Here is a 23,821-nt window from a genome sequence, read left to right as displayed (position 1 = left end):
GGGTAAGTTTCTCAAAAATAAATGTAGATGAAGAAGAGAATTAACCGCCGATTAACGCCGATTAACGCCGATTGATAGGTCTATGCAGTTTTATATTTTACAAATCTCTGCGTCAACAGGGATTGATGATATTATCGGCAATGGTGCAACAACTGCCAGAAGTATTGCCGAAAGTTGGGATAAGCAATGGCTAGATTTATTGCAGAGTAATCCCAATGAAAATATATATGGGGCTTTAACTAATTTAGGGATATTTTTTGCGGTAGGAACTTTATTGTTTTTTCTATTGCAATGGTTAAAGGATGTATTGGAGAGCGAATTTTCTCGTCCCATTTCATCAATGATTTGGCCGTTTGTGGTGGTGATTCTCTTAAATAATGCTGGGAATGGCAGTATACTCGCTAATTTAACTTTAGGGGTTCGCAACTTTATTAATTCTGTTAACCAGCAAGTAGTCACCACCGCAGATGCTAACTCTGTTTATCAGCAAGCACTGAATATGAGTGTTGCAGAAGAAGTTGCTGGTGCTTTACTGCGTCCTTGTCAATCACTACAGGGCGAACAACAATCACAATGTTTTACGAAAGCGACAGAAAAAATTAATAATCTTTGGCAAGAATATAAAAATTTATATGGCAATAAAACCTGGATTGAACGGTTAGAAAATAAAGTCAATCAAATTGCTTATGGTACAGGGAATATTTCGGAAACTTCCTTTAATGCTTTATTAGGTTCTACAGTTCAAACAAGTATTAAGAACTTTTTAGTTTCCTTACAATATGCCTTCCAAAATTTGATGGAGGCTACCATGTTGCTGATAGCAGCTTTAGGGCCATTAGCGGTAGGTGGTTCCTTACTACCTGTAGCAGGTAAACCAATTTTTGCTTGGCTGACTGGGTTTATTGCTGTAGGAATTGCCAAGATTTCATTTAATATTACTGCTGTTTTAACAGCTGCCGTAATTGTTAACGGCCCGGCGCAAGATGCGAATGCTGACCCAGATTTAATGTGGTTCATGATTTTTTTGGGAATTTTGGCACCAATTTTATCTTTATTGGTGGCTGCGGCTGGCGGTTTTGCAGTCTTTAACGCCATTAGTAATGCAACTTCATGGGTAAAGCAGAGGATATAGATGGTCAGGCTATTAGAGAAAAAACAACGCACAGGAAGTATTTTGACAACATTTGCGATCGCAACTTTTGGATTGCATCTGTTTGTTTTACTATTCTTAATCTTGCAAGGGCTGAATATCCAAAAACTCAGTGTCCGCAAACAGCCAAATTTCGTGCAAATGGTTGATGGTAAAGCTGTTACGGCTACTGATGATTTAGCCAGGGATCCAGAAGCGATTCGGCAATTCGTCAGTAAAACGATGATAGCAGTCTTTAACTGGTCGGGAACATTACCGCCACAAAGTATTGAAGAATTTAGTAAACCGCAAATAGACAGAGGAATTCTGATTAGAACTCCCTCCGGTGGTAGCCAAAAAGTCACTACTAGTAGTTGGATAGCGAGTTTTGCCTTTTCTGAAGATTTCCGCAAAGGTTTCTTGAGTCAAATTGCGGATATGACACCACCAGAGGTATTCGCCAATAGTTCCAATCAAATTATTTCGGGAAAATTAGTCATTAAAAGAATTTACCCCCCCAAACAAATTGCACCAGGGAAGTGGGAAGTGGGGATGGTAGCGGATTTGATTCAAACTAAACAGTCTGAAAATCAAAGATTAATTGTACCTTTTAATAAAGATTTATTAGTGCGGGCTATTGATTATTTTGATTATCCCCAAACTGAGAAAATGACGGATATGCAAAAAGCAATATACAGCACCAGAACAGATAGATTAGAAATCTATGAAATGCGGAATTTATGTTTGCTAGATGCCTATGATAACGTCAATGGTGCTACATCTAACCAATGTCTACAATCACCAAATACTGGCTCATTTACTAGATAAGAAATTTTATTTAATTTAAATTCAGCAGCAATGCAAATACTTAAAACCGAAAATAAAAAAAATAGCATCTTACCATTATTTGCAGTTGCCACATTGGGCTTGCATCTGTTAACTTTACTGATATTGATGTTTCACTGGTCAATTTTGCAACAATTAAATAAGCAAACTACATTGCAAAGCCTAGTGCAACTAATTGATGGTCAAGCGATTACAGTAGACCCCCAAGAAAATATCGAACGGTATCCAGAAACAATCCGGCGCTTCGTGGGTGAAGCCATGACTTTGATGCTGACTTGGTCAGAAAAACAACCGCCAAAAACAGTGTGGGATATTAGTTCCGAATTAGTAATGCCAGAATTTCAACCTAAATTCCAAACAGAAATTACTAATTTAACTGCTAATCAACAATTAGAAAATTTTAATCGAGCAACTGAGCAGATATTAGTAATTCAAAGAATTTCCCAACCTACACAAATAGCTGACGGGAAATGGAAAGTTGAAATGTTGGCTAATCAATTAGTTTTCAATGGCTCCGATAGACTGGGTGAATCAAAACCAATTAATAAACAAATTTTTGTCCAAGCCACAGATGAAGAAGTCGCTTCCTTACCTAATGCACCAGTACCATTACAATTGGCAGCTTACCGCATTGGTGAGGCGAAACTGAAAATTTATAAAATCTGTGATCTCCAGGATAAAAGTTGTTCTGAAAAATCACCATAAGGTTCCCTATGACTCCCTATTCAAGTTCAGCAAAAAGTTCCACAAATTACAATTACCCACTAGAACTAGAGTCTCTAGATTGGGAAGTAAGAATGGCCAAATTAGTTGGCTTGGAAAATGAAGATTTCCCCTTAACAAGTGATGAAGAAGCAGAAGAATTAATCATCTTTGAACCGCCAATTGCTCAACCAGAAGCAGTGAAAACAGAGCAATCTCTCTCTTCTAATCCCTTTGCGAAGTTAGGGTTAGTTGGTACGACAACCTTGGCTGTAGTTTTGGTTGCTGGCGGCTTTTTAACGCAGATGATGAGTGGTAGCAGTCAAAAGTCAAAAAAGAAGAATCTCTCTCCAGATGTGAAATCGCCGGTAGTGAGTGAATCTCCACAGCCAGAATTAGAAATAGAGTCTCTCAAAACTAAATTAGCGCTGACAGAACAAGCCGAGGCTGTGAAACTAGCACAACAACAACTTAGAGGGATAAAAATACCTCCACAGCAAATCGCATCTAGGACTGCAATTAAAAGCCACGCGCCTCGGATAGTGACAGTTGAACGTATTGTTGACGTACCCCAGCCGCCACAAACACCCGTCAACTCCCAACCTTTTCCACCACCCCAAATAGTTGCTAGACAACCAGAGATTCAACCAGAGATTAAGCCAGCCGTTAATGCTACTCCCAAACCTAAGCTAGACCCATATCAAATGTGGACAACTTTAGCTAAGTTAGGGAGTTATGGTCAAATTAGTAGCAATAATTCCGAAACAGCCAGTACTCCTAATACCAACACTCCAGAGATGGCGCAACAGGCAAATAATTCCCAGCCAGAAGCCACGCCAACACCAGAAACTACCACTACAAACCCAGCAGCAGAGTCAACCCTACTTGCTAGCAAAGAAGGAAAGCAGAGTGACAAAGCGATCGCAGTTGGGAGTAGTATCAAAGGTGTCTTAGCGACGGCTGTATTTGGAGAAACCATGAATGCAGGTGGTAACAGCGATGCTGAAAAACCCAAAAACACCTTCGTAGTGCAGCTACAACAACCCATAAAAAGTGCAGATGGTAAAGTCGCCATACCTGCGGGTACAGAGTTATTAACAGAAATTCGCTCTCTTTCCGAACAAGGCTTACTACAACTAGATGTAGTGAAAGCGATCGCAAAAGATGGTGATGGAATTACAGAACATAGTCTACCTTCCAATGCCATGATTATTCGCGGTGCCCACGGTAAACCTTTGCTAGCGCAACAATTCCCCAATCGTGGCTCATCCATTGCTGGTATGGATTTAGGTATGTTTGTCTTAGGTGGTTTGGGTAAAGCCGCCGAATTAATGAATCGGAGTGAATCTCAAGTAGTGACAACCAATGCTGGCGGTACTGTTGTTAGCAGTACCAATCCTCAAAGCAACCTCTTAGCAGGCATATTAGAAGGTGGGATGAACACCGTAGTTCCCCAAATTGCTCAACGCAATCAACAAGCCGCTACTGAAATGATGCAGCGCACTAATGTTTGGTTTTTACCAGCAGGTACAGAAGTAGAAATTTACGTCAATCAACCAATTGAGTTTTAAATATTAGTGGTGGGGAATGAAGTATGAAAATGCTTCATTCTTCGTTAATACTTGTAGAGACGCGATGAATCGCGTCTCTACAAGAGCCAACATTTAAAGGTCATTTTCTCCCTCATCCCAATCCCCAGTCCCCAGTAGAGCCATGAAATTAGCAAACCTCCTCAAGAATCCCTATTTCTTACCTCTGGCTTCTGTAAGTTTTGCTGCGGTAGTTTTATTATTAGCAGGACGTGCGGTAGCGCAAAATGCTGTTCTCCGTTCAATTTTTTCTTGTCAAGCACAAGGTTTAAGTGGAGTAGTACCTACTATTACAGTTTGGTATCAACAAGGTACAAACTTAAGTTTTATTCCATCGGGAGAGAAGATTAAAAAAGTTTGGTTAAATGACCCATCACAGGTAACTGTAGATTTTGATGGGCCGATGTGTATGCAGTTTGGCGAACAAGCTAGTACAGGAGATTGCCAAAACTCTTCCGCAAATGTAATTCAATTAAGACGAATTAAAAAATTAGCAATTCCGGGTTTACCCAATGCTAGTAATACACTTTTAACGGTGATTACTGAGGGTCAAGGCACTAAGTTATATACTTTCCGCATTTTATATGGAGATAGTAATCCTGAATATCATACTTTAGCGATTTATCCTGATAATACTTCTAAAAGTGCTTCACCTTGCGTTAGAGTTTCGCAGTGAATAAGCTGTTACGCATTTAAATTGTATATTTCGCGCTCAAGAGGTCAAAAAGTCAAGAGTCCAGGGTCAAAGGCTAGCTTGGACTTTTGACTCTTGACCCTTGACAGCCCTAACGCCAGAATATTTAATCTAGGCGCGTATCAGCTTAATGATATTTTGATGAGTCAGTAAGGCACTATATATGCGGCGGTGCATTAGGCGCTAGGATAGTTATTTTGCGAGGTCTGTTCCCTTTTCCCTACCTTAACAAGTAATTTTGCAACTCCTGCAAGGATTTTTATATAGGACTCATATTTGATTTTTGAAAAAAACTAAGTACACTTTTATTTCTTCTTCCCTGTTAAGAGTTCCCTGTTCCCTGTTCCCTCCCTACGCAAATAATTTCTCCGAATCAAAGCAGATTCCTATAGCAACCATAAGTATTTGCTGAGGCAAGACGCAGCTCATTTTATGATAAATTGATAACTCAAAAATCAATTTATATTATATGGCTTTGCCGTTGAAATTTTATGGGGCAATTTTTATCAGGTGTTGTTCTATCATCGCTCTCGGCTGTTTTTATTTTATCTACACCTAAAATTGCTTTATCGCAATCAAGAAATATTTCGCCAATATGCCAACAATTAATGTTAGGACAATTGGCAGAAGTTCAAAAAATTATAGAATCTGGTAGTAATCCCAATGAATCATGTAATTTTGGCGATGCTGTAATTCCTTTACTACATCCTTTAATTGAGCAAGGTGATGTTAATTTAGTTAAATTATTAATCTCTAAAGGCGCAGATATTAAAGCAAAAGATTCTCAGGGAAATTCCGCATTACATTATGTAGGTGGTTCGCTGGAATTAGCACAGCTATTAATTGATGGGGGTGTGAATGTTAATACTAAGAATAATTCTAATATCACGCCCCTGCATAATCTCTATGGTAAATTAACGAAGGAAGTTGCAGAATTATTCATTGCTAAAGGTGCAAATGTTAACGCTAAAGACAATGAACTACTCACAGCTTTACATCTGACTGCAGACCACGGAAAGTTAGAAGTAGGTCAAGTTTTGCTAGCTAAGGGTGCAGATATTAACGCTAGAAGCAATCAAAATTTTACACCCCTACATTATGCGATCGCTCGCCCGGATTTCGCTAAATTACTCATCGAGCGTGGTGCTAAGTTAGATATTCTCAACAATAGAGGTTTAGCAGTTATCCATTACTCAGATTTGAGTAAAGAAACATTACAATTACTATTGGCGAAGCGGGTAAATGTCAATTTAAAAAGTGCCGAGGGTAAAACACCATTGCATTACCATGTGACTAATCCTGAGTTGATGAAAATTCTGCTCGCGAAAGGGGCAAATGTAAGAGCAAAAGATAATTTAGGCAGAACACCCCTACATTACGCCATGAAAGAATCAGGAAAACTCTTGGTAGCTCAAGGTGCGAATATTAACGCTAAAGACAATTCTGGGAAAACGCCTTTGCATACTGCAGTCATGGCAGAAAATTACTATACGCTGGATTTTATCGAATTTCTGCTGACGAAAAAAGCTAAAGTCAATCTGCGAGACCGCGAAGGTAAAACACCGCTACAGCTAGCCTTAGCAAAGGGTGATAGTTCGATGATTCAACTACTAAAACGCTATGGTGGTAAAGTGTGAAAAAAGTCAACTGAAGTCTTAGACACAGAGTAGCTTGCCGCAAGCTGTACAATTTTATACTTCTCTTGTCAAAGATGCTATGCAAACAACCTTGATATTTTAGCCTTCAGCCTTCTTTTGACTGTCGAGTCTGGTGAAAAAATTCTTGCACTTCAATTCTATGCATCTCAAGCTCCATATAATAATTGAAGAAGTGCAACAAAAATAAACATCAACCAAAATCCCTCGGCTGCCATCTTCTCTCCAACCTAACCCTGTAAGCGCAATTCTTGTATTGCCCGGAAGAGCCTTTTTTGGCAGACACGATAACTTGGGTCTGGTTGGCATCTACGCGATCCAATTCTAAATTTTCATGAACGGGAGAACACTGTAAGCTATGGCAAGAATAGAAACCCGCACAGAACCAATGGTGCTGAATATGGGGCCGCACCATCCCTCAATGCACGGGGTTTTGCGGTTAATTGTGACCTTGGATGGCGAGGATGTCATTGATTGTGAACCAGTGATTGGCTACCTGCACCGGGGAATGGAAAAAATTGCGGAAAACCGCACCACTATTATGTATGTCCCCTACGTTAGTCGGTGGGACTACGCAGCAGGGATGTTTAACGAAGCAGTTACCGTTAACGCCCCCGAAAAATTGGCAGGTGTAGCTGTCCCCAAACGCGCCAGCTACATTCGCGTCATTATGCTGGAATTGAACCGCATTGCTAACCATTTGCTGTGGTTTGGCCCCTTTCTAGCTGACGTAGGCGCTCAAACTCCCTTCTTCTATCAATTCCGCGAACGGGAGATGATTTATGATTTATGGGAAGCAGCCACCGGTTACCGGATGGTAAATAACAATTATTTCCGTGTTGGTGGCGTAGCAGTTGACTTACCTTATGGTTGGGTCGATAAGTGCTTAGAATTCTGTGACTACTTCATCCCCAAAGTTGATGAATACGAAAAGTTAGTTACCAATAACCCCATCTTCCGCCGTCGGATTGAGGGAATTGGTACTATCACCCGTGAAGAAGCGATTAACTGGGGACTTTCTGGCCCTATGTTACGTGCTTCTGGGGTGAAGTGGGATTTACGGAAGGTAGACCACTATGAATGCTATGACGATTTTGATTGGGATGTACAGTGGGAAACCGCCGGCGATTGCTTTGCGCGTTACGTCGTGCGGATGCGGGAAATGCGCGAATCTGTGAAGATTATTCGCCAAGCTATTAAAGGACTTCCTGGTGGCCCTTATGAAAACTTGGAAGCCAAGCGTTTAGCTGCTGGGAAAAAATCGGAATGGGATGCTTTTGATTATCAGTACATTGGTAAAAAAGTTTCTCCATCCTTTAAGATTCCCAAGGGTGAAATTTATGCCCGTGTTGAAAGCGGTAAAGGTGAGCTGGGAATTTATATGGTAGGTGATGATAACGTGTTCCCTGCACGTTGGAAAATTCGCGCCGCCGATTTCAACAACCTGCAAATTCTGCCTCACTTACTCCGAGGTATGAAAGTGGCAGATATTGTGGTCATTCTGGGTAGTATCGACGTAATTATGGGTTCTGTTGATAGATAGCCTTGATTTTACAAGCTACTGCGCGATCGCATTTTTTGTTGAAATAAAACACATAATAGGGGCACAACATTGTTTGTGTCCCTATTGTTTTGGGAAATGTTAATCAAATTTCAATTTTGAGATTGCTTGGTCAATATCCAAACTCAAATATTTATCTAATGGCAAATACATCCAATGGAGATAAATTTGGGAGTCTGAATTGGTTTTTTGAAAGCCTAATGATGATAATAGTTCTTCATCATTGGGATGAATTGCTAAACAATATATATCGCATAGCTCAGGAAAATCAGCTTGCATCCGCACAAATGCTTTTTGGACATCTTGTAAAAATTCACTGGCGGTATTTAGCTGTTTGTAAGGTAGATCGATTTGCCAACTACGGACAAACACCGAAGTACAATTGCGATCGCCTATATTGGCAATTTGAAATGGGTCATGCTCCCAAGTTGCACTCAAGTGTAAGCTATGGCGTGGTGGGATAAAGAAATTTGCTTCCGATTCCGGCGCTACAGGATATAAGACATAAAACCCTACAGCATCTTGGGTATCACTGCGGCGTAGTACCCGCATTCCTTTAGGATATTGTTCTGCCCAACCCCGAATAATTCTCGCTATTCTATGGGGAAGCGCTGTAGCTTTTTTATTCATCCAATTGTAGTTACGGGCTAAAAAGGTTGCTACGGGGATAGCATCAGTTCGGGGGTTGAAGTAATCAGGTATAAGTTGGATCTCATCTGGAGGTAACGTAGAGTCTTGCTGATTGGAAATTAAAGACCGAATGCGAATACAAGTAGTACTACCATCAAAATCTTTTTCAATTAGCCCCAAAGCCACTAGCTTATCAAGCATCATACCCGCAGAGCGATCGCTTCCCCGCTCTTGTTCGCCATAGAAAACTTCTTGGGCTTCGCGATGGGTACAAGGAATAAACCCAACTGGTAAATCTAGTTCTGTTAAAGGTTGCTGTAAGCGTTTACCTAATTCTTGCTGTTGTTTTAGCAGTAAATAAGCCCATAGCTTCACGAAATATTCTGCACGACGGCGTGTAATCCCAATCCGCCCTTGCAATAGATTAACGTACTTACGCTGTTGCTCAATTGGAAACCATTGTTCAATAGTATGTGGTTGCATATAGCTAGACTCCTGACTTTTCCCAGCTTGTGCAGCAGCAAAGCAGTTCAAATTCATTAGTCTTCATCAGACTTTATTTATATAGCCGGGTCGCCAGACTAGTAGCCGCCTCTAGGGTAGCAACTGGCGCGCGAATTATCTTCGCCAGAGTGTACGTCAGTCAAAATAGTTTGCTGCTAACTGCTGCACTAATCAACTTAATAAAAACTTCACCTTGCTTCAGGTAAATTACGCAAACTTCATCTCACAAGTTTTTACCTCAGCCGCATTGTCAGGCTTACAACCCACTCATTGTAGAAATAGAAGCTCAAATCGCAAAATTCAGTACAACACCTATTAAGTATGACTTTCGTGCTGAGTTTTGGAGGAGATTGACAATGTTATTTCCTTGTGAAGATGAAGATAGTAAGCTAAATTTCGCATCTATCTTAGGGAAGAATTTATTTAAAAAATCACTAAAAGATGAAAATTTAGAGTCTGTTTCTAAAGTTGATTTACTACAAGCGATGATTGAAAGCTTTGTGGATGGCATTTTAATCGCCACCACTGAAGGTAATTTAGTTCACGCTAATGAGTATGCGCGTGCAATTTGTCGTCAATTAGCGCGCAAAGAAGCTGTTGTTCATCCAATTCCAGAGGAAATATGGCGTATTTGTCAATCTTTGATTGATAGTCAAGAGTTTTTTCCAGACAAAAAAATTATCATCGAATCAGAAATTGAACCCACTCCCACAATTAAATTACGCCTGCGGGCTAGATGGTTACAGTTATGTGTAAACAAACACAATTTTTTATTAGTGACTTTAGAAGATTGCAATCTATATAGTCAGAGTATTGCAATTGCGGACGCTAAAAAATACAACTTAACAGACCGTGAAAGACAAGTTTGGCAGTTACGTCGCGCGAACCTTTCTTATAAGGAAATTGCCAATCAGCTATACATTACAATCAATACAGTCAAAAAGCACATAAAGAATATTCATGCAAAACAGCAAGAAAAGGAGCATATTACCTTTGCAGATTCATCCTCACATTATTTTAAATGGAATTAAAGAGGGAGAGAATAATAGAGAATCTTGGCGTTCAAATTGGATAATTTAATTAATGGGTATCAGCTAAAAAATATCCAATTTGTACTTAAATTCATCAAAATCTTTTGGGGTGAGATGGAAAGCTTGCTCCGATTGTCCAAGTTCAATGCTGTTTAGCTTATAGCTGACACCCTCTGGGGTGTCGGCGCTTTCTTTTGTTAACTTTATGAAAATCAATAATTCTCGGACTGTAACCTATAGCCCAGCTTATACAATTGTTCCTACTTACGAATGCTTTAATCGATGTACATACTGTAACTTTCGTACTGACCCAGGTAAAAGTCCTTGGCTAAATTTAGCAACTGCCGAAAGCATTTTAAAACAACTACAAAACCAAAATATTTATGAGATTTTAATTCTTAGCGGTGAAGTACATCCGCATTCACCACAACGCCAAGAATGGTTACAACGGATTTATGATTTGTGCAATTTAGCATTAGCAATGGGATTTTTACCTCACACTAATGCTGGCCCATTGAGTTTTGCAGAAATGCAAAAACTGAAGAATGTTAATGTTTCAATGGGGCTAATGTTAGAGCAATTAACGCCAAAATTATTAAATACAGTTCATAAACACGCACCGAGTAAATTACCCCAAGTGCGGTTACAACAATTAGCATGGGCAGGGGAATTACAAATACCCTTTACTACAGGATTATTATTAGGAATTGGTGAAACAATTGCCGATTGCGAAGAAACTTTAGCTGCTATATCTCAAATACATCAGCGATATCATCACATTCAAGAAGTGATTTTACAACCTCACAGTCCAGGAAATCAGCAAAGCTTTGATGCGCCACCTTTTGACCCTGATCAATTACCAGAAGTAATTGCCCAAGCACGCCAAATTTTACCATCAGAGATGACAATTCAAATTCCGCCCAACTTAGTTAAAGATGAGCAGTGGTTACTTGCTTGTATAGAAGCTGGGGCGAGAGATTTAGGCGGAATTGGGCCAAAAGACGAAGTGAATCCCGATTATCCCCATGTTCAGGAACAGAGATTGAGAGAGATTTTACAACCTGCGGGGTGGGAGTTAGTGCCGCGATTGCCAATTTATCCGCAGTTTGATAATTGGTTATCCGAAGATTTGCAAAATGCGGTGAAGCGATCGCGTCTATTCTTAGGATAGAATTTCACTGCTCATCAAATTTACTCATCACAAATTCAAAATACTTTTCCAAAACTTATAACAAACACCCATTCCCCATTCTCCCTTCCCCCTTCCCCATTACCCATTCCCCATTCACCCATTCCCTACCCCTTAGCTACTTTCTCGTTATTGGTTTTGTATTTAGGATAAGCAATGCGTTTGTGATGGAATTGCTGCCAAACTTCTACGAAGATTTGGGCGATGTCGGACACTTCTTCACGTGTGAGTCCAGAATCTATTAGTTGATTGTCTTGCCATCTCGCCCGCAAGATATTATTCAGCATATTTAAAGCTTGTTCTGGTGTTGCATCTTTGAGCGATCGCAATGCGGCTTCACAGGAATCGGCTAACATGACAATTGCTGTTTCCCGCGATTGAGGAATTGGTCCATCGTAGCGAAAATCAGCGTCGTCTACTTGAATACTGGGATTTTCTTTTGCCATTTGCTGCGCTTGGTGATGGAAATAAGCAATCAGCATGGTTCCCTGATGTTCTGGAATGAAAGCTTGAATTGCGGTGGGTAAAAGATGTTCCTGTGCCATCGCTAACCCTTCACTAACGTGCTTTTTAATAATCGCTGCACTCTTCCAGGGGTCTTTAATTTCTGTTTCATGTTTATTCGGCCCTCCCATTTGGTTTTCGATAAAACCAGAGGGGTCGTGCATTTTACCGATGTCGTGGTAAAGCGTACCGGCGCGCACTAGTTCCACATCGCATTTGAGGTGTTTAGCAGCGGCTTCTGCTAATGTGGCTACAAATAACGTATGTTGAAAGGTTCCGGGCGCTTCTGTTGCTAGTCGCTTTAATAAGGGGCGGTTAGGATTCGCTAATTCTGCTAACCGGATCGGGGTGACTAAATCAAACAGTTTTTCTAAATAAGGACTCAAGCCTAAAGCTACAATAATCCATGCTAAACCGGATAAAGCAAATAAACCTGCATCTTTAAGGATGAGATACCAAGAAGCTGGACTTCCTAGAATTAAGAGAATTAAGTAAATTCCTCCCTGGGTTGAGGCAATAGCCAGTCCTAATAATGCCAGTTCCTCACGCGATCGCAATCTTTTGGCCATTAAACTGCCTACTATTCCCCCAGCAGCACCAGAAACCAGAGCAATTTTACTCACTTCCATGCCAATTGGTAGCACTCCTAACAATAGCCCTACAATTGTGACACCCAAAGATGGGCCATAAAAGCTACCTAACAATAAACCAATCGCACTCCAGGTAGTAAATATACCAAACGTCAGCATCCCTGGAGTACTGAGGGTAAGCAGTAAAATCAACAGGCGATCGCGTTGTCGCAATTTAATTTTTAACCGACGTTCAACAATTACAAAAATGCCAATTGCTGTAGTGACAATACCTGTCACCTTGATTAACTCTGCCCAGTTAGTCTCGCTATCAATTAATTGATAATGATCTAATACGTGCAATTGCCACGGGGTAATCTTTTTTCCTTTGTTAACAATTTCGTCATCCTTTCGCACCTCAACCATGATTGGTGCTACACTCTCTGCTGCCTGTTGTGCCTGTAGTTGTGTTTTTGTTTCATCTTTCTTCAAATTCGGTTGCAGCACAGTTAACAATACTTTCGTAACTAAAGGTTGCGCTGCTGGCGGTTCTGATTTCTCCACTTGCAAGTTGACTGTATTCTTTAAAGCATCTTCTGGTAGCCCATCAGGAATACCTTGAGCCAGAATTCGCTCAGAAATATCGCGGATTAATGTTTTTGTGGTTACCCAATCTTGATCTGATAACTCTAGAAGAATATTTTCTTGATATATGTTTTTGGATCTGCTAGCTTCGATACTTAATAGCTGTTCCTTGGCTAGCTGGTATTTTTTCCTGACTTGCGAAATTTGGGATATCAGTAAAGAATATTTTTGTGCCGAATTTGTGACTCGAAAAATTTCTAGATCCGTCACGGCTTTAAATAAATCGGCGTTGGCAGAGACATTAACTAGTTTTGTATATTCAGGGCTGAGGCTAATAGATGCTTTCCCAGGCTGGGCTAATTCTTCTTGCTTGGGGGAACCAGCTTGAGGGGATGTAGATTGTAACTGGTTTGTTTCATTGGTTTTTTTCGCTTCCTGTGCAGTCGCAGAACTGCTGTTTTGGTTAGGTAACAAAAATCCAACTGGCTGTTTTTTAGTTTTTTCTAAGGTTAGTAAGATATTTTTCCACTCTGACTCACTACAAGCGCGTAGATAACTTTGGCTAGTAATAGACAACTGTAAAGTTTCAGCAAAAGGAAAATCACCAACCACATCACGAATGTCATCACCTTGCTCGAGAATTTGCTGCAAATTACGGTTAATTTGTTCAGTAATTTGCTGATCCACCTTGAATATAGGCGGGGATGTGTTCACCACAGCATTGCGTCGCTCTGTGGTTTTTTCGATGTCTTCAATTTGGGCTGTGTAGGGGGCTTTAATGGTTTCGGGTGCCACAGTATCAACTTTTAGCTTCGGTTGATCATAAGATTTGTACCCAATCACACCCGTCAACGATACAATTGCGATCGCTAAAATCACCGAGGAACGGTTTTCATGCACCCATTTGACACCGATGTTATTTACCAATCGGTGTTCTTGCACCGATTTAGTGATTAATCTGAGTGCTATTACTGGTTTTTGAATGCCGTCACTGGTTGTTGATACATACAAACGTATGTTCTTCAACAAAGTTTTGGGAATGTTTCCCAAGCGGCTTTGGCTATTTAGTTCGCTTACAGATCTCAACAATTTTCCTTTGCGACGTAATACTTTGTACTGTCGCCGCCATTGAGTAAATTGCTGGGTTAGGGACTTCAAAAATCGCTGATGTTTCATTACCTCTGCCTACAGTTGCTTACTTTGATACCTCAAAACAAGACAAACCTAGGGGAAGTCCCCGCAAAAGCAACCGCAGCTGCTTGTAACTGAATTTGGTTCATATTAGCCCACAGTCTGATTTTGCAGGCTTGGTTCTTGTAGCCGCACCTTTAAGGATAAAGGCTGACATTCACCAACCTGATTAATAGGGAACTTCGGAGGAGGGTGCTAGGGCCGTTTTGCCACAATACCTACCTACAGAGTCAGGTTAAGAGTTTCTTTGGAAATTGTAGTATAAACAACTACTAAATTTTGTCTTTGTTGGATGATTGCTAGGATGGGATTTTTGTTCCACGCCTACAATGTTATTCAGTATAAATAACATTAACGCGATCGGATGACGCGAGGCGCACAGTAGACGCATACCTGTAAAGGTAGCGATGCTGCTTCCTCAGACATAGTATCTCTCTCTGCTGTTAATTGGCTAGAATCCAGGGCAAAATTATACAATCCTGACCACACAGCCACAAGTGCATCAGCTAATCCCACCATCAAAGAAAAATTGCTCCCTCCCATAGTTGTGGAGTTAGCTGGTGAATATAATATTTGCCAAGGCACAGGAATACCAGCAGTGCTATTGTATGCTCCTGATAAAGCACCAGTAATTGCACTTACAGTAGGTAAGTGTAAACGCTTAGAGTCTTGCTGCCAAATCTCGGCATGTTGAGTAGCTCGTAAAATTGCCAAGCGATAGTCTTCTAAAGTAGTCAGAAAACAATAAAATGCCATAGCGATCGCGTTACTTAGCTTGTCTTCTTTACTCAACTCAGCTTGCGCCCTGGCTAATCCTGCACCCCGATCTAACAAAGCCTGAACTTTTAATAATTGTTGTGGTAGAGATGTTGGCGTTTCACCAATAAAGGCGATTGTTTCGGGAATGAGGGTGCGGATATGGAGTTTTTCAGTCAAGGCTTGAGCGATCGCATACCCAACTGCGAGTGTTCCATCCCGTACCACTGGGTTATCCTCCCAGATTTCTAACACACGTAGCAAGTTTTGTCGCAATTTAAATGTATTTTCATGAAAAAAAAGTGATACTGGTAGTGTCGCTAGTATCACTCTGCCGGAAATATGATCACTGACACTTAAATAAGCAGATGCTGGTGAAGATTTTGAGCGCCAATCATCTACATCTAATCTGCCCAGTTTAATTAAACTTTCAGTCCCTAAAACCGCTATTTTATCTATGTCATAGTGTTCCGACAGTTTTTTGTCACTAGCAGAGGCTACATTTCCTCCTACTAATGCTCCAAGTAAAGTCCCGCGAAATCGACTCACAACCGAGTAGCGCATACATCAAATATAAAATAAGAAGTGTTAAGTACGAAGGACGTTCTTCCTTGACATTCTCGCAAGCTAACAAGAGTATCAAGATTTTCATCAGCCTTCAGCCTTCATACTTCATCCTTTATCCTTTCTTAAATGATGTACTAACGCTTGTAAGCCTAATAAATAACTTTGCACACCAAATCCACTTATCTGCCCAATTGCTATAGGTGCTATATAAGAATGATGACGGAATTCTTCTCGACGATAAATATTACTCAAATGTACTTCTACTGTTGGTAAATTTACACCCGCAAGCGCATCTCGCAACGCCACACTAGTATGGGTGTATGCTCCAGCATTAATTAAAATACCCTGGTGTTTTCCTAGGGCTTGATGAATAGTATCAACTAAAACTCCTTCATGATTAGACTGCATGGGGAAAACTTCCACCTGTAGTTTCTTTCCCTCTTCTACTAACAAGCGGTTAATTTCAGCCAGTGTCAACGAACCGTAAATTCCCGGCTCTCGCTGTCCTAGCAAATTCAGGTTTGGCCCATGCAGCACCAAAATACTTAAAGGCTGCAACGTCAAGTCTGGCACTTTCAGGCTATTAACGACGCGAACGCTCATTTACAGGAATCGGAATCAGTTCCGGTTCCGGCTCACCTTCTGGCCCGAGCAGAGCTTCAATTAGCTTCCGCGCCAATTCTTTCAGCTTTTCCAGTACCTTTTCTATATAGTCCATTTAACTGACTGCTCCTGAGATACTACCTCAATGTTGACTTACAGCTACGCAGAACTGGCGTACTCTTGCACCTCTGGCCTTTGATTAGGCGATCGCACTTTCCAACTTAAAGAAAGAGCCACATTATAAAATTTTTGTGTTGTGATCTGCCTTACCTACTAGATTATCACATTCTGAAGAATCCCACGGCTATGAAACTATCGCTTTGCTTGATATGAGGTATTGGCGATGGTTGACTAATCCTTATAGAGACTTTTAATTTGCTGTTGGTCTATTGATTGTAGTTCACTGCAATTAATGTGCTGGTTATGTAGTCAGGACTTAAGTTCTGATAACTAGGGCTAAATTCTTGGCTACCAGAACTTGAGCGCTGACTACTAAATTTATTCCCACCTGAGAATTAATCGGGAAGACTACTATTACGCCACAGGTAAATCAAGCACCGAGAAAAAACCCGTCTCCAGCAAGACTATATAGGTTTTTTAATTTCACACTAGCAGTTTGAGGAATTCAGCCTTTGTCTACTAGTAGTCTGCCAACCCAAAAATGTTAGGTGGAGGTTGGGTAAAGGTTAAAGGGAAAAGGGTAAGGGACAAAAACCTTTCACCTTTACCCTTTCCCCTTTACCCCGCCAAGTTGCCTTGGCGTACTACTAGTCCTCAGCATCATTTTTTTTAGCACTACTAGCCGAAGCCTTAGAAGTTGATTTAGTGGTTGACTTAGTTTTAGTAGTTGTTGACTTAGTTTTAGCAGTTGTAGATTTACTCGATTTGCGAGTCGATTTTCCAGAGGATGCTTTGCTAGCCAACAATTCTAATGCTTTCTCCAAAGTCATATCTTCTACAGATTGGCCTTCTGGAAGACTGACATTAGTTTTGCCATTTTTAATGTAAGGGCCATAGGGGCCATCATAGATGTTGATTGGTGTATCATCATCGGGATGGGTACCCAACTCACGTAAGGCAGCTTTGGATTTGCTACTGCTGGAACTACGTCCCTTTTTCGGTTCGGCTAATAAATCTAAAGCACGTTCTAAAGTAACGGTTAAGACATTATCCGCCGCTTTTAAAGAACGGTAGTCTTTGCCTTCTTTACCTTGGTCATGAACAATGTAAGGGCCAAAGCGTCCTAAACTCGCTTGAATTTTCCCACCTGTTTCGGGATGAACTCCTAATGTCCGGGGTAAGGCTAAAAGACCAACAGCCATATCCAGGGTAACTGTTTCTGGTGTTACACCTTTAGGTAAGGAAGCTTGTTTAGGTTTGGGATTTTCATCAGACTTATCGCCCAATTGTACATAAGGCCCGTAAGCGCCAATTTTGACATAAATTGGTTCCCCAGTTTCGGGATGGCGACCGAGTTGGTCGGGGCCAGAGGTTTTTTGTCGTAGCAATACCTCAACTTGTTTGGGGTCAAGGTCTGCTGGGGTTAAATCTTTAGGAATCGAAGCTGTAACTACACCTTCACCGTTTTCTACTTCGATGTAAGGGCCGTATTTACCTATACGAACTTTAGCCGCTAAATTTTCTAGTTCTACTGTTCTGGCTTTAGTAGCATCAATTTGATTTTCCCGTTCTTTGACTAAGGTTTCTAAACCTTTGTCTCCCAGATAAAATTCCTTTAAGTAGGGTAACCACTTAGCTTCCCCTGTAGCGATGTCATCCAGGGTTTGCTCCATCTTGGAGGTAAAGCTGGGATCGACTACATCAGGGAAATGTTTTTCCAATAGGTCAGTCACAGCAAACGCCGTGAAGGTGGGAATCAGAGCATTATTAACTAATTGGGCATAACCTTTATCAATAATCGTGCCAATAATACTGGCGTAGGTACTGGGACGACCAATCCCTTCACTTTCTAAGGTTTTTACCAGAGTAGCTTCAGTGTACCTAGCTGGTGGTTGAGTTTCATGGGCGATCGCTTCCAAGTTTTTGCAATCTGGATGATCTCCCACTTGCAAACTCGGCAAAATTACTTCTTGGTCTTCCAATGCAGCATCGGGATCGTCGGAACCTTCGACGTAAGCGCGTAAATAGCCGGGGAAGTCAATCCGCTTCCCAGAAGCACGGAACCCTGCATCTTCGACTTGCAACTGGATACTAACTTGGGTTTGTCTTGAGTCAGCCATTTGGCTGGCGACAGTACGCTTCCAAATTAAGTCATAAACAGCTAGTTCTCGACCGCTTAAACCAGTTTCTTGGGGAGTGCGGAAAGTACTACCCGCAGGACGAATGGCTTCGTGTGCTTCTTGTGCGCCTTTAGATTTAGTGGTGTATTGTCTGGGTTGAGGGCTGAGATATTGTTTGCCGTAAAGACTTTCTACACAACTGCGTGCAGCTGCGATCGCCTGGTCTGACAAATGCACCGAATCTGTCCGCATATAGGTAATGTACCCTTGCTCGTACAAATTCTGGGCAATTCGCATTGTGTCTCTGGCTGAGAGGCGCAATTTTCGGTTAGATTCCTGTTGCAGTGTCGAGGTAGTAAAAGGAGGCGCTGGTTTACGCGTTACAGGACGTTCTTCTACTTCTCTGACATTCCAGGTTTTACCGCTCAGGCGTTCTTGCAGTGCTAATGCATCTGCTTCTGTCAGCAAAACTACATTGCGACCAGCCGATATTTGTCCGGTTGTGGGGTCAAAATCGCTGCCATTTGCTATTTTCGTGCCTCCCAACGTCACCAACTGGGCTGTAAATGGAGCTTTTTCCTTTTCCAGGTAAGCCTTTAAATCCCAGTAAGTACCTTCATGGAAAGCGCGGCGTTGGCGTTCCTTTGTCACCAAAAGCCTGACCGCTACAGATTGTACGCGTCCAGCAGATAACCCCCAGGCAATTTTTTTCCAAAGCAGAGGAGACAGAGTATAACCCACCAGCCGATCCAAAATCCGGCGCGTTTCTTGGGCGCGAACTAACTGCTCATCAATATTGCGGCAGTTTTTCAAAGCCTTTTTAATCGCCTCTTGGGTAATCTCGTGAAACACCATCCGCTTTGTCGGCACTTTTGGCTTGAGCAACTGGTATAAATGCCAACTAATACTTTCACCTTCCCGGTCTTCGTCCGTCGCCAGAATCAACTCATCAGCCTCTTTGAGAGCATCTTTGAGCTGAGTGACAACTTTCTTTTTATCCTTGGGGACAACATACACTGGCTCAAAGTCGGCATCTACATTCACCCCAAGCTGTGCCCATTTTTCTGCTTTGACAGCGGTGGGAATTTCGCTAGCCGACTGGGGTAGGTCACGTACATGACCCATAGACGCTTCCACCCGATAGCCTGATGGGAGGTAGTTGCGAATGGTACGAGCTTTGGTTGGAGATTCGACAATGACGAGAGTTGACATGGAAATTTCAAAAAAAAGAATAGCTGCGAAGCTAAACAGAGAAATTTAGACGATTGGGCGTGATGTCAAAATGGAACGTCGCGCTTATTGATGTGAGTTTATCTTCACACAAACTGCCCATTAGGGTGAAAATCCGCTAAAGTTTGGGCACTGTCCTTTCCAGATAATAAGGTAGGAAAACACTGGCTTAGAATTTCCAGCTATTTCAATCTTTAACTTATATCAGCAAAATTGGCGACTACAGTTTTCAAAATACCCCCAAAGTGTAATAGAGTGATACGTCGTGTGTTTGGGGACTGGGTAATGGGTAATGGGTAATGGGTGTTCGTTATTTGTTCCCTTTTTCCGTTTTACCTTTTCACCTTGTGACCTCATCTTTCCCATCCCTATTCCCACAAAGGTTGTGCCAAAATTAAATCAAACTTGAGAGCAAAAACGAAGTGGGGTTTGTACCTATCTTGGAGTTTGAACTATGCAGCCAATCCGTCAAGGTGATGTCATTCTACTACCTGTGCCACAAGTTGAAGGAGAAAAGATACCTCACTTGACCTTGGCAGAAGGCGAGGTAACTGGGCATAAGCACCGTATTACTGAGGGTGAGGCAAAATTATTTTTCAAAAATGATACTTTGTACTTACGTGTGTATTCTCAGACTGCTTTGTTAGCTCACGAAGAACATCAGGCGATCGCAGTTCCGCAAGGTCATTGGATGGTGAAAATTCAACGAGAATACGAGCCTGAAGGGTGGCGCTATGTCGCTGATTGAAAAGTTAACGTCTGAGCAAGAAGCTTTAATTCCAGTTTATCGGGATAAGTGGCGAAAAATTGCGCTTTCCACTGAACGAATTGATCGTGAAAAAGCTGCAGAAGCAGTAAAAGCAGCCTACTTAGCAAGTGGTAAGAATGCTCCTAACATTATTTTTTCTGAAAGTCCTTATCTAGCTCTCAAATCTACTATCTTTGACAAGCTTGATTACTTGAAGCAGGAATTAAATAACAAAGTTGTTAGCCAATTAAATAATTCATCAATTAGTAACCTAAAAAGGCTGCAAAGGGATTTGCTAGAAAAGCCACTAGAGCCATTAGGAAGACAAACTTCGTTCTTCAGCGATCTGAGTTATTCAATATATCCTCAAGTTTTTCAGGATATCAAAATCGATGAAGACCTATTCGATAAACTGGTCTATAGTAAATTAAATAACAATTTCTCCGATATTTTAGGTTTTCGGCTAAGTTTTGTACTAGAAAATTACATCAGAATCTATCTGAATGAACAACTACAAAGTGAAGATTGGCAACAAATAAACCTGCAACTCGGAAGTCGGTTATCATCTTCTCTCCAAGCCAGTTTATACTCTTACATCAATAATTTCTTTAGGCTATGTTTTCACCCAGAAGAAGAGTGTAAAATTAACAGCTTCAGGGATTTTATTATTACTTGTGTATGGGTTTATGAAATTTTCCCAGAATTGTTAATATATCAATCTTTAATTAAAGAGTGCGGATGGATTTTTGCTTTTGATAAAGCTGTAATTATCTGCGATCGCCCGCTTCATATTCGTTTCGATCATCAAAATCGTCTCCATGCAGAAGGCGAACCAGCTATCGAGTACGCTGATGGATTTAGCCTCTACTTTTATCACGGTGTAACTTTACCTGAAAAATACGGAAAAGTTCACCCGCAGCAATGGCAAGCGCAATGGTTATTAACAGAAAATAATGCCGAGTTGCGGCGAGTGTTAATTCAAGGTATTGGTTATGCCCGAATTTGCCAAGAATTACAAGCTCTTGAATTAGATACATGGGCAGAATATACGCTTTTAAAGATTGATGCTGATGTTGATGAAGAGCCAGTTTATTTATTAAAAATGACTTGTCCTAGCACTGGGTTTATCCACGCCTTGCGAGTTCCACCAGATATGAAATCAGCACATGAGGCTATTTGCTGGATAAATTGGGGAATTGCTCCCGAAGAATTTGCAGTTCAAACCTGAATTATAAATTTGATATTTACCTAATCAATAAATTAGCCGAAATCAAGAAAGTTTTTTATTGTATCACACATTACCATAAATGGATAAGATTTATAGCCGCGCTAGCTAAAAGTTGTGATAGCATAAAATTGGAGAAGTTAGATTCGGTGATACAAATCTTGTTTTTAGTTATAATTGCAAGCGCCTCCCCGGATAAGCATCTCTGCATCAATGGATTCTGGAGAGTTTCATGTCTATTTACGTAGGGAACCTATCCTACAGCGTCACACAAGATGACCTCAGCAAGGTATTTTCTGAGTACGGTACTGTAAAGCGAGTTCAATTACCCACAGATCGGGAAACTGGTCGCTTACGTGGCTTTGGTTTCGTGGAAATGGAATCATCAGCCGCAGAAGATGCAGCTATCGAAGCTCTAGATGGTGCCGAATGGATGGGGCGTGTAATGAAAGTTAATAAAGCTAAACCACGGGAGGACAGAGGTGCTCGCTCTGGTGGTGGCAATTGGGAAAGAAATGCTAGTGGATACTCACGAGGTTATTAAGTCCTGAGTCTATTCATGAAGGCAAACTATAACAAGCCTTAGCTAACAAAAATATCCCATTATTCGCAGATTCAGTAATTTACTGAACTGCTTGCTTATATAATAAGCAGTTCAAATCTATACTTGAACTGCTTATTTTTCAATGATTTTGACAGGTTCTAAAAAAGCACTACCTGCGTTAAGTTAATCTGCGTTGATAGTGCTTCAAAATTCAAAAATCAAGCCCTGACTATTGGGTATTCATCACCACTATTTCACCCCTTTTATTAATCTTTACTTGATTATCGGGAAAATCTTTTTTGTTCAAATAACGCAGCAATCCTACAGTTCTAAACCTCTGATCTATTCGAGGAATTCCCTGCTTATCTAGATGAACAGGGATAATTTTACTAAACAATAAATCTCCTTTAGAGTTGAGTTTAGCTTCTAATATCATTGAGTAACCAGTCTCGGCTGCTGTTGATAAAGTCCGATAACCTAAAAAGTTACCCAAAGAATAGGCAATTAATTTACCTTTATAAATTTCGATGGCTCTGGGTACATGAGGCCCATGCCCAATAACTAAGTCTGCGCCCATATCAACCATTGTGCGGGCAAACTTTAGCGAATTGCCTCTATTTTCTCCATAGAAATATTCTGTCTCATTTTTAACTCGTAGCGCCCCTGTACCTTCAGCTCCTACTTGCATCGAAACAACTACAATATTGGCATTATTTTTAGCTTCTAAAACTAAGGCTTTAGCAGCTTCTAAATCGTTAACAGAATTATACAAGTCATAAGTAGTAAATCCGATCATTGCGACCGGAATATTATTAGCTTGTAAGTAGAGAATCTGATTTTTATGACCTAATGTGTCAATACCTACAGCAGCAAGGTTTTTGACTGTATCACGAAATCCTATAGGGCCAAAATCCATTGCATGATTGTTGGCTACATTCATCACATCAAAACCAACATCAGCAAATAATTGAGCATAATCAGGTGGAGAACGAAAAGCAAAAGTTTGCCCTTGACTGACATCTTTAGCACTGTAGGGATAGTTAGTTAAGCTACTTTCAAAATTACCAAATAAAATATCAGCTCCCTGTAGATAACCTCTCACAGACTTTGGCAAGAGTTCATCGCGAAAGCGAGGTAGTCTGTAGTTAGGATAATTCGTACCAGGAATTACATCACCAACAGCTTTAATCGTAATCGTGTCTGAAGGATTTGCCTGATTTTCAGGGACAACAAAGGGAAGTTGCAGGGGTTCTGTAGGTGTTGTAGCTGCATCTGAACGCTGCATCTGCCCAAAACGAATGAAAATTCCTATACCAATACCTAGGCAAAAACAACAACTGATAAAACCTACTGAGAATAAATGTCTCAGCTTCTGATTAACCATCATTCACTCCTCAAATGATGGCATCAGTTTATCCCACAAATTCTCATACTTGGTATAGTTTTTTCCCTGATTTTGGCAAATTTGAATACATAAACCCCATCTATTTTGAGAATAGAAGTTTTTCAACAGGAACAGGAACTAGAGA

19 protein-coding genes are annotated in these 23,821 nt (G+C 40.9%); 12 read left to right on the top strand and 7 right to left on the bottom strand.

The window, feature by feature from the left end; translation table 11 throughout:
• The first annotated feature begins 82 nt into the window (after positions 1–82).
• The 7 genes from HGR01_RS35820 to HGR01_RS35790 all read left to right on the top strand — a co-directional run bounded on the left by HGR01_RS35820 (position 83) and on the right by HGR01_RS35790 (position 8,158).
• On the top strand, positions 83–1,132 hold the full coding sequence (locus HGR01_RS35820; RefSeq protein WP_045867572.1) for a hypothetical protein: 1,050 nt from the start codon (positions 83–85) through the stop codon (positions 1,130–1,132).
• Positions 1,133–1,957, top strand: a complete 825-nt coding sequence (locus tag HGR01_RS35815) for a hypothetical protein (protein WP_045867571.1) — start codon at positions 1,133–1,135, stop codon at positions 1,955–1,957. It abuts the gene before it with no gap.
• A 30-nt stretch (positions 1,958–1,987) separates the two neighbouring features.
• Complete coding sequence (locus HGR01_RS35810) at positions 1,988–2,680, top strand: hypothetical protein (RefSeq protein WP_045867570.1); 693 nt, start codon at positions 1,988–1,990, stop codon at positions 2,678–2,680.
• 8 nt (positions 2,681–2,688) lie between these two features.
• Complete coding sequence (locus tag HGR01_RS35805) at positions 2,689–4,248, top strand: TrbI/VirB10 family protein (RefSeq protein WP_045867569.1); 1,560 nt, start codon at positions 2,689–2,691, stop codon at positions 4,246–4,248.
• 142 nt (positions 4,249–4,390) lie between these two features.
• Entirely contained in the window at positions 4,391–4,942 is a 552-nt protein-coding gene (locus HGR01_RS35800) for a hypothetical protein (protein ID WP_045867568.1), read from the top strand.
• Positions 4,943–5,451: 509 nt separating this feature from the next.
• Entirely contained in the window at positions 5,452–6,597 is a 1,146-nt protein-coding gene (locus HGR01_RS35795) for an ankyrin repeat domain-containing protein (protein ID WP_052335029.1), read from the top strand.
• A 376-nt stretch (positions 6,598–6,973) separates the two neighbouring features.
• Complete coding sequence (locus tag HGR01_RS35790) at positions 6,974–8,158, top strand: NAD(P)H-quinone oxidoreductase subunit H (protein ID WP_045867567.1); 1,185 nt, start codon at positions 6,974–6,976, stop codon at positions 8,156–8,158.
• A gap of 99 nt (positions 8,159–8,257) precedes the next feature.
• Here HGR01_RS35790 and HGR01_RS35785 read toward each other — a convergent pair whose 3' ends face one another.
• Positions 8,258–9,346, bottom strand: coding sequence for a hypothetical protein (locus HGR01_RS35785; protein WP_309227677.1), 1,089 nt, complete (start codon positions 9,344–9,346; stop codon positions 8,258–8,260).
• Positions 9,347–9,666: 320 nt separating this feature from the next.
• Between HGR01_RS35785 and HGR01_RS35780 the strand changes: the two genes are divergently transcribed.
• Together HGR01_RS35780 and cofG are read left to right on the top strand one after the other, a co-directional pair.
• Positions 9,667–10,341 carry a helix-turn-helix transcriptional regulator gene (locus HGR01_RS35780; RefSeq protein WP_045867566.1) on the top strand — a complete coding sequence of 225 codons (675 nt, stop codon included), beginning with the start codon at positions 9,667–9,669 and terminating at the stop codon, positions 10,339–10,341.
• A gap of 205 nt (positions 10,342–10,546) precedes the next feature.
• Positions 10,547–11,512 (top strand): 7,8-didemethyl-8-hydroxy-5-deazariboflavin synthase subunit CofG, encoded by a 966-nt coding sequence (gene cofG, locus HGR01_RS35775; protein ID WP_045867565.1) that lies wholly within the window; start codon positions 10,547–10,549, stop codon positions 11,510–11,512.
• A 125-nt stretch (positions 11,513–11,637) separates the two neighbouring features.
• Here the strand turns inward: cofG and HGR01_RS35770 are convergent, their stop codons facing one another.
• From HGR01_RS35770 to topA, 5 genes are all read right to left on the bottom strand, one after another.
• Positions 11,638–14,364, bottom strand: a complete 2,727-nt coding sequence (locus HGR01_RS35770; protein ID WP_052335028.1) for an HD family phosphohydrolase — start codon at positions 14,362–14,364, stop codon at positions 11,638–11,640.
• A gap of 366 nt (positions 14,365–14,730) precedes the next feature.
• Positions 14,731–15,684: an ADP-ribosylglycohydrolase family protein gene (locus tag HGR01_RS35765; RefSeq protein WP_309227678.1), complete on the bottom strand. Its 954-nt coding sequence runs from the start codon at positions 15,682–15,684 to the stop codon at positions 14,731–14,733.
• A gap of 123 nt (positions 15,685–15,807) precedes the next feature.
• Positions 15,808–16,305, bottom strand: a complete 498-nt coding sequence (gene aroQ, locus HGR01_RS35760) for a type II 3-dehydroquinate dehydratase (protein WP_045867563.1) — start codon at positions 16,303–16,305, stop codon at positions 15,808–15,810.
• Positions 16,286–16,420, bottom strand: a complete 135-nt coding sequence (locus HGR01_RS35755; RefSeq protein ID WP_045867562.1) for a hypothetical protein — start codon at positions 16,418–16,420, stop codon at positions 16,286–16,288. Before HGR01_RS35755 ends, aroQ begins: the two co-directional genes overlap by 20 nt.
• Positions 16,421–17,072: 652 nt before the next feature.
• Positions 17,073–19,757: a type I DNA topoisomerase gene (gene topA, locus HGR01_RS35750; protein ID WP_096621943.1), complete on the bottom strand. Its 2,685-nt coding sequence runs from the start codon at positions 19,755–19,757 to the stop codon at positions 17,073–17,075.
• A gap of 472 nt (positions 19,758–20,229) precedes the next feature.
• Between topA and HGR01_RS35745 the strand changes: the two genes are divergently transcribed.
• The 3 genes from HGR01_RS35745 (at position 20,230) to HGR01_RS35735 (ending at position 22,292) form a co-directional block, all read left to right on the top strand.
• Complete coding sequence (locus HGR01_RS35745; protein ID WP_045867560.1) at positions 20,230–20,523, top strand: hypothetical protein; 294 nt, start codon at positions 20,230–20,232, stop codon at positions 20,521–20,523.
• Entirely contained in the window at positions 20,510–21,751 is a 1,242-nt protein-coding gene (locus HGR01_RS35740; RefSeq protein WP_045867559.1) for a DUF6745 domain-containing protein, read from the top strand. The genes HGR01_RS35745 and HGR01_RS35740 overlap by 14 nt, the downstream gene beginning before the upstream one ends.
• Before the next feature lie 229 nt (positions 21,752–21,980).
• Positions 21,981–22,292, top strand: coding sequence for an RNA recognition motif domain-containing protein (locus tag HGR01_RS35735; protein WP_045867558.1), 312 nt, complete (start codon positions 21,981–21,983; stop codon positions 22,290–22,292).
• Between the two features lie 229 nt (positions 22,293–22,521).
• Here HGR01_RS35735 and HGR01_RS35730 read toward each other — a convergent pair whose 3' ends face one another.
• A complete protein-coding gene (locus HGR01_RS35730) occupies positions 22,522–23,676 on the bottom strand; it encodes a CapA family protein (RefSeq protein ID WP_045867557.1) in 1,155 nt (384 codons plus the stop codon).
• Positions 23,677–23,821 lie beyond the last annotated feature (145 nt).

The sequence above is a fragment of the Tolypothrix sp. PCC 7712 genome (assembly GCF_025860405.1).
Lineage (GTDB): Bacteria > Cyanobacteriota > Cyanobacteriia > Cyanobacteriales > Nostocaceae > Aulosira > Aulosira diplosiphon.
Note: the sequence above shows the minus strand (reverse complement) of the source record. Positions and strands in the feature narration are given on the sequence as shown.